The organism is Pseudomonas sp. R19M (assembly GCF_050312585.1).
Classification (GTDB): Bacteria; Pseudomonadota; Gammaproteobacteria; order Pseudomonadales; family Pseudomonadaceae; genus Aquipseudomonas; species Aquipseudomonas palleroniana.
Genome location: NZ_JBNPJV010000063.1, coordinates 21,552 through 30,763, shown reverse-complemented (window position 1 = coordinate 30,763; position 9,212 = coordinate 21,552). Strand labels below are relative to the sequence as shown.

Below are 9,212 nucleotides of genomic sequence, written 5' to 3'. Positions count from 1 at the left end.
GACGCCACGGTGCTTCAGAAAGACCGAGGTGCCTGGGTTCAGGGCGGCTGCGCCACCCGGCGCGGGGCAAGCCCGCTCACTACAGATCGCCCACAGTTTGAACTCGATCGTCTGCAAGGCATACTGGCCACCTTCCGCATCACAGAACCCAACACCACCCCATGCGTATCCACGTCAGCTTCATCGACCGCGTCGGCATTACCCAGGAAGTCCTGGCCCTGCTCGGTGGGCGCAATCTCAACCTGGATGCGGTGGAAATGGTGCCGCCCAACGTCTACATCGACGCACCGACTCTCAGCGCCGAGGTGCTGGAAGAGCTGCGCGATGCGCTGTTCAGCGTGCAGGGGGTGCAAGCGGTGACGGTGGTGGATATCCTCCCCGGCCAGCGTCGCCACCTGCAGCTCGACGCCCTGCTGGCCGCCATGACCGACCCGGTATTGGCCCTGGACAGTGCCGGCAAGATCCTGCTGGCCAACCCGGCACTGATCGCCTTGTATGGTCGCGAACCCGCCGGGGAAAGCATCAGCGAGCTGTTCAACGACCCGGCACTGCTGGAGACCTTGCTGGAACAGGGCTTTCGTTTGCCCCTGCGCGAGATCAGCGTCAACGGCCAGACCCTGCTGCTGGACGCCACGCCGATCACCGACGCCGGCGCCCTGCTGACGCTCTACCCACCCAACCGCATCGGTGAACAGCTGTCGGCCTTGCACCACGACCATGCCGAAGGTTTTGATGCGCTGCTGGGCGAGTCTGCGGTGATCCGCACCCTCAAGGCGCGCGCGCAGCGGGTGGCCGCCCTGGATGCACCGCTGTTGATCCAGGGCGAAACCGGCACCGGCAAAGAGTTGGTGGCGCGGGCCTGCCATGCGAGCAGTGCGCGGCACAGCGCGCCGTTCTTGGCCTTGAACTGCGCGGCACTGCCGGAGAACCTCGCCGAGAGTGAGTTGTTCGGCTACGCCCCGGGCGCCTTCACCGGTGCCCAGCGCGGCGGCAAGCCGGGGCTGATGGAACTGGCCAACCAGGGCACGGTGTTCCTGGATGAGATCGGCGAGATGTCGCCGTATTTGCAGGCCAAGTTGCTGCGGTTTCTCAACGATGGCAGTTTCCGTCGTGTGGGCGGCGACCGTGAAGTGCGGGTCAACGTGCGCATCCTCAGCGCCACCCACCGTGACTTGGAGAAGATGGTCAGCGAAGGCACCTTTCGCGAAGACCTGTTTTATCGACTCAATGTGCTCAACGTCGAAGTGCCGCCATTGCGCGAACGCGGCCAGGACATCCTGCTGCTCGCCCGCTATTTCATGCAGCAGGCTTGCGCGCAGATCCAGCGCCCGGTGTGCCGCCTGGCGCCCGGCACCTACCCGGCGTTGCTCGGCAACCGCTGGCCGGGCAATGTGCGCCAACTGCAAAACGTGATCTTCCGCGCCGCCGCCATCTGCGAAAGCAGCCTGGTGGACATCGGCGACCTGGACATCGCCGGCACGTCGGTAGCACGCCAGAGCGACGGCGAAGTCGACAGCCTGGAACAGGCCGTGGAAGACTTCGAGCGCAACCTGCTGGAGACGCTCTACACCAGCTACCCCTCGACCCGCCAACTGGCGAGCCGCCTGCAGACCTCCCACACGGCCATCGCCCATCGCCTGCGTAAATACGGCATCCCCAACAAACCCTGACTGAACAGCGATCCAATTGTGGGAGGGGGCTTGCTCCCGATAGCGGTGTATCAGCCAACACATGAGGTGTCTGATTTGCCGCCATCGGGAGAAAGCCCCATCCCACAGGTGAGTGCACTGCAAATTAGGTCCAGGAACGACATCGGCTGTACTGAAAGCGCTACAGCGTAACGATATCGCTACAACCCTGTTTTTTGCGCGCCATGCAAGGCTTTGATCCGCATAGGCTTTTTTCGCAGGTCGCGCTGTAGCGAAATCGCTACAGCCAAAACGCATAGCGCTATAACTATTTTTAATAACTGACTGTTTTATAACGGTTTTATAAGATTGGCCGCAATATTGCTAAGCAACTCCCCATTATTCCAATCCCGTCCACCAGACGAATCTGGCCCTGAGGAGTTTCCATGAGCGAGTTGCGTTTCACTGAAGATCACGAATGGCTGCGCGCCGAAGCTGACGGCAGCGTCACCGTGGGTATCACCGCTTTTGCGCAGAATGCGCTGGGTGACGTGGTTTTCGTGCAACTGCCGGAGTTGCAGAGCTACGACAAGGGTGCCGAAGCGTCCACCGTGGAATCGGTAAAAGCCGCCAGCGGTGTGTACATGCCGCTGACCGGCGAAGTGCTGGCAGTGAACGAAGCCTTGAGCGACAGCCCGGAACTGGTCAACGAAGACCCGATGGGCGAAGGCTGGTTCTTCCGCTTCAAACCGGCTGATGCCGGTGCACTGGCTAAGCTGTTGGATCAGGATGCGTACGACCGCCTGATCAAAGCCAACGCTGACGCTTGAGGAGCCCGCCATGACGATCAATCTCAGCACCGCCAACGAATTCATTGCCCGCCACATCGGCCCGCGCCAGGCGGATGAGCAGCAAATGCTCGCCAGCCTGGGTTTCGATTCCCTGGAAGCCCTGAGCGCCAGCGTGATCCCGGAAAGCATCAAGGGCACCAGCGTGCTCGGCCTGGAAGATGGCCTAAGCGAGGCCGAGGCCCTGGCCAAGATCAAGGCCATCGCCGGCAAGAACCAGCTGTTCAAGACCTACATCGGCCAGGGTTACTACAACTGCCACACCCCCTCGCCGATCCTGCGCAACCTTCTGGAAAACCCGGCCTGGTACACCGCCTACACCCCCTACCAGCCGGAAATTTCCCAAGGCCGCCTGGAAGCGCTGCTGAACTTCCAGACCTTGATCAGCGACCTCACCGGCCTGCCGATCGCCAACGCTTCCCTGCTCGACGAAGCCACCGCTGCCGCCGAAGCCATGACCTTCTGCAAGCGCCTGAGCAAGAACAAGGGCAGCAATGCCTTCTTTGCCTCGGTGCACAGCCATCCACAAACCCTCGACGTGCTGCGTACGCGTGCCGAGCCGCTGGGCATTGACGTGGTGGTGGGCGATGAGCGCGAACTGACCGACGTCAGCCCGTTCTTCGGCGCCCTGCTGCAATACCCGGCCAGTAACGGTGACGTGTTCGACTACCGTGAGCTGACCGAGCGCTTCCACGCCGCCAACGCCCTGGTGGCCGTGGCGGCTGACCTGCTGGCCCTGACGCTGCTGACCCCACCGGGTGAGTTCGGCGCAGACGTGGCGATCGGCAGCGCACAGCGCTTCGGCGTCCCCCTGGGCTTTGGTGGCCCGCACGCGGCGTACTTCTCCACCAAGGATGCGTTCAAGCGCGATATGCCGGGGCGTCTGGTCGGCGTGTCCGTGGACCGTTTCGGCAAGCCGGCACTGCGCCTGGCCATGCAAACCCGCGAGCAACACATCCGCCGCGAAAAGGCCACCAGCAACATCTGCACCGCCCAAGTGCTGCTGGCCAACATCGCCAGTATGTACGCCGTGTACCACGGTCCAAAAGGCCTGACCCAGATCGCGCAGCGCGTCCACCAGTTGACCGCGATCCTGGCCAAGGGCCTGACCGCCCTGGGCCAACAGGTCGAACAAGCGAATTTCTTCGACACCCTGACCCTCAACACCGGCGCCAACACCGCAGCCCTGCACGACAAGGCCCGCGCCCAGCGCATCAACCTGCGTGTGGTGGATGCCGAGCGTCTGGGAGTCTCGGTGGATGAAACCACCACCCAGGCCGATATCGAAACCCTGTGGGCGATCTTCGCCGACGGCAAAGCCTTGCCGGACTTCAACGCCAGCGTTGAAAGCAGTCTGCCGGCCGCCCTGCTGCGCCAGTCACCGATCCTCAGCCACCCGGTGTTCAACCGCTATCACTCGGAAACCGAGCTGATGCGCTACCTGCGCAAGCTGGCCGACAAGGACCTGGCACTGGATCGCACCATGATCCCGCTGGGCTCGTGCACCATGAAGCTCAATGCCGCCAGCGAAATGATCCCGGTGACCTGGGCCGAATTCGGTGCCTTGCACCCCTTCGCCCCGGCCGAACAAAGCGCCGGCTACCAGCAACTGACGTCCGAGCTGGAAGCCATGCTCTGCGCAGCCACCGGCTACGACGCGATTTCGCTGCAACCGAACGCCGGTTCCCAGGGTGAATACGCTGGCCTGCTGGCCATCCGTGCCTATCACCAAAGCCGTGGCGAAGAGCGCCGCGACATCTGCCTGATCCCCTCGTCGGCCCACGGCACCAACCCCGCGACCGCCAACATGGCCGGCATGCGCGTGGTCGTCACCGCGTGCGACGCGCGTGGCAACGTGGATATCGAAGACCTGCGGGCCAAGGCCATCGAGCATCGCGACCACCTCGCCGCGCTGATGATCACCTACCCGTCTACCCACGGCGTGTTCGAAGAAGGCATCCGCGAGATCTGCGGCATCATTCATGACAACGGCGGCCAGGTGTACATCGACGGCGCCAACATGAATGCCATGGTCGGGCTGTGCGCGCCGGGCAAGTTCGGCGGCGACGTGTCCCACCTGAACCTGCATAAAACCTTCTGCATCCCCCATGGCGGTGGCGGCCCGGGCGTCGGCCCGATTGGCGTGAAATCCCACCTGACGCCATTCCTGCCGGGCCATGCGGCCATGGAACGCAAGGAAGGCGCGGTGTGCGCGGCGCCGTTCGGCAGCGCGAGCATTTTGCCGATCACCTGGATGTACATCAGCATGATGGGCGGCGCGGGCCTCAAGCGCGCTTCGCAGTTGGCGATCCTCAACGCCAACTACATTTCCCGTCGCCTGGAAGAGCACTACCCAGTGCTGTACACCGGCAGCAACGGCCTGGTCGCGCATGAATGCATCCTGGATCTGCGCCCGCTGAAAGACAGCAGCGGCATCAGCGTGGACGACGTGGCCAAGCGCCTGATCGACTTCGGCTTCCACGCGCCGACCATGTCGTTCCCGGTCGCCGGGACCTTGATGATCGAGCCGACCGAAAGTGAATCCAAGGAAGAACTGGATCGCTTCTGCAACGCGATGATCGCCATCCGTGAAGAAATTCGCGCGGTGGAAAACGGTACCCTCGACAAGGACGACAACCCGCTCAAGAACGCGCCGCACACCGCGGCGGAACTGGTGGGTGAATGGTCGCATCCGTACAGCCGTGAACAAGCGGTGTACCCGGTGGCGTCGTTGATCGAAGGCAAGTACTGGCCACCGGTGGGTCGTGTGGACAACGTGTTTGGCGACCGTAACCTGGTGTGTGCGTGCCCTTCGATCGAGAGCTACGCATAACCGAAAGGTCAACTCGGTCCCCTGTGGGAGGGGGCTTGCTCCCGATAGCGGTGGGTCAGCTACAGATAAGCTGGCTGAACCACTGCAATCGGGAGCAAGCCCCCTCCCACACTGACCCAGCCAAATAATAAGAAACCGGAGAACAACCATGTCCCTCAGCGTGTTCGACCTGTTCAAGATTGGCATCGGCCCCTCCAGTTCCCACACCGTCGGCCCGATGCGCGCCGCCGCTCGCTTTGTCGAGGGGCTCAAGCGTGACAACCTGCTGAGTGCCACCGCCTGCGTCAAGGTGGAACTCTATGGCTCCCTCGGCGCCACCGGCAAAGGCCACGGCAGCGACAAGGCCGTGCTGCTGGGCCTGGAAGGCGAACACCCGGATACCGTGAATACCGACACCGTGGCTGCCCGCCTGGCCCACATGCGCCAAGATGGCCGCCTGAATCTGCTCGGTGAACACAGCATTGTGTTCAACGAGAAAGAACACTTGGCGATGATTCGCAAACCCCTCGCCTACCACCCCAACGGCATGATCTTTCGCGCCTTCGACGCCGCCGGCATCCAGATCCGCAGCCGCGAGTACTACTCGGTCGGTGGTGGTTTCGTGGTGGATGAAGACGCGGCCGGCGCCGACCGGATTGTCGAAGACGCCACGGCCCTGACCTTCCCGTTCAAGAACGCCAAGGAGTTGCTGGGCCATTGCACCACCTATGGGTTGTCCATCAGCCAGGTGATGTTGACCAACGAAAGTGCCTGGCGGCCCGAAGTGCAAACCCGCGTCGGCCTGCTGAAGATCTGGCAGGTGATGCAGGACTGCGTGGACGCCGGTTGTCGCAACGAAGGGATTTTGCCCGGTGGCTTGAAGGTCAAGCGCCGTGCGGCCGCCCTGCACCGGCAGTTGTGCAAGAACCCGGAGTCCTCGCTGCGCGACCCACTGTCGGTGCTCGACTGGGTCAACCTCTACGCCTTGGCGGTCAACGAAGAAAACGCCAACGGCGGGCGCGTGGTCACGGCGCCCACCAATGGTGCAGCCGGGATCGTGCCGGCGGTGCTGCATTACTACATGCGCTTTATTCCGGGCGCGAATGAAGATGGCGTGGTGCGCTTTCTGCTCACCGCCGCCGCCATCGGCATTTTGTACAAGGAAAACGCCTCGATCTCAGGCGCCGAAGTCGGTTGCCAAGGCGAGGTCGGCGTGGCCTGTTCCATGGCGGCCGGCGCGTTGTGCGAGGTATTGGGCGGCACGGTATCCCAGGTAGAAAACGCCGCCGAGATCGGGATGGAGCACAACCTCGGCCTGACCTGCGACCCGATTGGCGGGCTGGTGCAGGTGCCCTGTATCGAGCGCAACGCGATGGGCTCGGTCAAGGCGATCAATGCCGTGCGCATGGCTTTGCGTGGCGATGGGCAGCACTTTGTGTCCCTCGACAAGGTGATCCGCACCATGCGCCAGACCGGCGCCGACATGAAAAGCAAATACAAGGAAACCGCCCGTGGCGGTTTAGCCGTCAACATTATCGAGTGCTGACGCCCCACGGCGCGCCGGCACGTTTTTCAGGAGCTGAATATGTCCACCGAAACCCTGTTGAAAACCCCACTGCATGCGCTGCACATCGAACTCGGCGCACGCATGGTGCCCTTCGCCGGCTACGACATGCCGGTACAGTACCCGTTGGGCGTGATGAAGGAGCACCTGCACACCCGTGAACAGGCCGGGTTGTTCGACGTGTCCCACATGGGCCAGATCCGCCTCACCGGCGCCAATGCCGCCAAAGCCCTGGAAACCCTGGTACCGGTCGACATCATCGACCTGCCGTTCGGCATGCAACGCTACGCGATGTTCACCAATGAGCAAGGCGGCATCCTCGACGACCTGATGGTGGCCAACCTGGGTAACGACGAACTGTTCCTGGTGGTCAACGCCGCCTGCAAGGACCAGGACCTGGCGCACCTGCGCAAGCATATCGGCGAGCAGTGCAGCATCGAGCCGCTGTTCGAAGAACGCGCCCTGCTGGCCCTGCAAGGCCCGGCGGCAGTGAAGGTGTTGGCGCGCCTGGCGCCGCAGGTCACCCAGATGACTTTCATGCAGTTCGCCAGCCTGCGCCTGCTGGGCGTGGACTGCTATGTCAGCCGCTCCGGCTACACCGGTGAAGACGGCTTCGAAATCTCGGTGCCGGCCGCCAACGCTGAAAGCCTGGCCCGCAGCCTGCTGGCCGAAACCGAAGTACAGCCCATCGGCCTGGGTGCCCGCGACTCGCTGCGCCTGGAAGCCGGCCTGTGCCTGTATGGCCATGACATGAACACTGACACCACGCCGATCGAAGCGAGCCTGTTGTGGGCGATCTCCAAGGCTCGTCGGGCCGACGGCGCACGTGCCGGTGGGTTCCCCGGCGCAGATCGCATCTTCACCCAGCAGCAAACCGGCGTGAGCCGCAAGCGCGTTGGCCTGCTGCCCCAGGAGCGCACACCGGTGCGTGAAGGTGCGGAAATCGTCGACGCCCACGGCACCGTGATCGGCAGCGTGTGCAGCGGTGGCTTTGGTCCAAGTTTGGGCGGCCCACTGGCCATGGGTTACCTGGACAGCACACACACCGCACTGGACACCGAAGTCTCTGCGTTGGTGCGTGGGAAAAAGGTGCCACTTCGTGTAAGTAAAATGCCATTTGTGCCACAACGTTACTATCGTGGCTGAGTGACTGTTCCTATAAGTAACGCGGTTGCGTTAACGTGCACTAAACTGTAACGCAACCGCCATAAAACAGTGCATTGACGATAGTCAATGCACTAGAAGTAAACCTATAACAAGTGATCCTTTCTATCGAATAAGCCAACCGGGCACTGTTGACCAAAGTGTCATGAAGCCAAGCAAAACCTGGGCTTTTGGCGGGGCTTGTATTTTCTGTCTTAGTTGGCGTAGAGTTTGGTTACTGTGTTTGCATGGGTCGCTTTGAACCTGGACCTGGGCAGTAGCCAAAGTTTGCTACAACCCGTTCGACGTCTCTTACTTTCCTGCAACTCAGCCCAGTACTCTTTCATGTGAAAGGGGCTGTCATTAATTTTTAGCGTCAAAGGAAAGAAGAAAATGTCAGATCGTCAGAGCGGCACCGTCAAGTGGTTTAACGACGAAAAAGGGTTTGGTTTTATCACTCCAGAAAGCGGTCCGGATCTGTTCGTGCATTTCCGCGCTATCCAGGGCAACGGCTTCAAGAGCCTGAAAGAAGGCCAGAAAGTCACCTTCAAAGCCGTGCAGGGCCAGAAAGGCATGCAGGCTGATGAAGTACAAGCAGAAGGCTGATCCTTCCTGCGACAAAAAGCCCCTGATGGTGACATCAGGGGCTTTTTTATGCGCGTTTGTTCGTAGAATGGCTTTTTTATCTTGAGAGCCCTGCCATGTCCAAACCCCTGCTGAGTCCCCAAGGCGAATTCCCCGCCGTTGGCCTGGGCCGTCGACTGGCAGCAATGTTCTATGACTTCCTGCTGTGCACCGCCCTGCTGATCGTTACGGCGTTTATCTACAAGCTGGTGTGGATCGCCTTTATCGGCGAAGCCAGGATGCGCACCCTCACCGAGTCCGGGGCACTGGACGGTGACCCGTTGCTGTCGACCCTTCTGTTCTTTGTGCTGTTTGGGTTCTTCGCCAAGTTCTGGACCCATTCGGGGCAAACCCTGGGCATGCAGGTGTGGGGCGTGCGCGTACAGAACGCCGACGGCTCACGCATCAGCCTGTGGCAGGCGCTGCTGCGCTTTGTGGTCGCGATTGCGTCGTGGTTGTGCGTGGGGTTGGGGTTTGCCTGGTCGCTGTTCGACAAGCGTAAACGCAGCTGGCACGACATCTATTCGGATACGCAGTTGGTGCGAATCCCGAAGCAAAAGAAATAATCCCAGGGACACCTATCAACTGTGGGA

7 protein-coding genes are annotated in these 9,212 nt (G+C 61.6%); all 7 read left to right on the top strand.

What is annotated here, in order from left to right; translation table 11 throughout:
- Positions 1 to 161 precede the first annotated feature (161 nt).
- The 7 genes from ACQRBT_RS13610 to ACQRBT_RS13580 all read left to right on the top strand — a co-directional run bounded on the left by ACQRBT_RS13610 (position 162) and on the right by ACQRBT_RS13580 (position 9,185).
- On the top strand, positions 162 to 1,670 hold the full coding sequence (locus tag ACQRBT_RS13610) for a sigma-54-dependent transcriptional regulator (RefSeq protein ID WP_104994680.1): 1,509 nt from the start codon (positions 162 to 164) through the stop codon (positions 1,668 to 1,670).
- Positions 1,671 to 2,074: 404 nt separating this feature from the next.
- Positions 2,075 to 2,458 carry a glycine cleavage system protein GcvH gene (gcvH, locus tag ACQRBT_RS13605; protein WP_090368891.1) on the top strand — a complete coding sequence of 128 codons (384 nt, stop codon included), beginning with the start codon at positions 2,075 to 2,077 and terminating at the stop codon, positions 2,456 to 2,458.
- Positions 2,459 to 2,468: 10 nt separating this feature from the next.
- Complete coding sequence (gcvP, locus tag ACQRBT_RS13600; RefSeq protein WP_161549374.1) at positions 2,469 to 5,309, top strand: aminomethyl-transferring glycine dehydrogenase; 2,841 nt, start codon at positions 2,469 to 2,471, stop codon at positions 5,307 to 5,309.
- A gap of 148 nt (positions 5,310 to 5,457) precedes the next feature.
- Complete coding sequence (locus tag ACQRBT_RS13595) at positions 5,458 to 6,834, top strand: L-serine ammonia-lyase (protein ID WP_090368888.1); 1,377 nt, start codon at positions 5,458 to 5,460, stop codon at positions 6,832 to 6,834.
- 39 nt (positions 6,835 to 6,873) lie between these two features.
- Positions 6,874 to 7,998: a glycine cleavage system aminomethyltransferase GcvT gene (gcvT, locus tag ACQRBT_RS13590; protein ID WP_412047730.1), complete on the top strand. Its 1,125-nt coding sequence runs from the start codon at positions 6,874 to 6,876 to the stop codon at positions 7,996 to 7,998.
- A gap of 390 nt (positions 7,999 to 8,388) precedes the next feature.
- A complete protein-coding gene (locus ACQRBT_RS13585; RefSeq protein ID WP_034109143.1) occupies positions 8,389 to 8,601 on the top strand; it encodes a cold-shock protein in 213 nt (70 codons plus the stop codon).
- A gap of 95 nt (positions 8,602 to 8,696) precedes the next feature.
- The gene (locus tag ACQRBT_RS13580; protein ID WP_060754175.1) at positions 8,697 to 9,185 is read left to right on the top strand and encodes an RDD family protein; all 489 of its coding nucleotides are present in this window, start codon (positions 8,697 to 8,699) and stop codon (positions 9,183 to 9,185) included.
- The last annotated feature ends 27 nt before the right edge of the window (positions 9,186 to 9,212 follow it).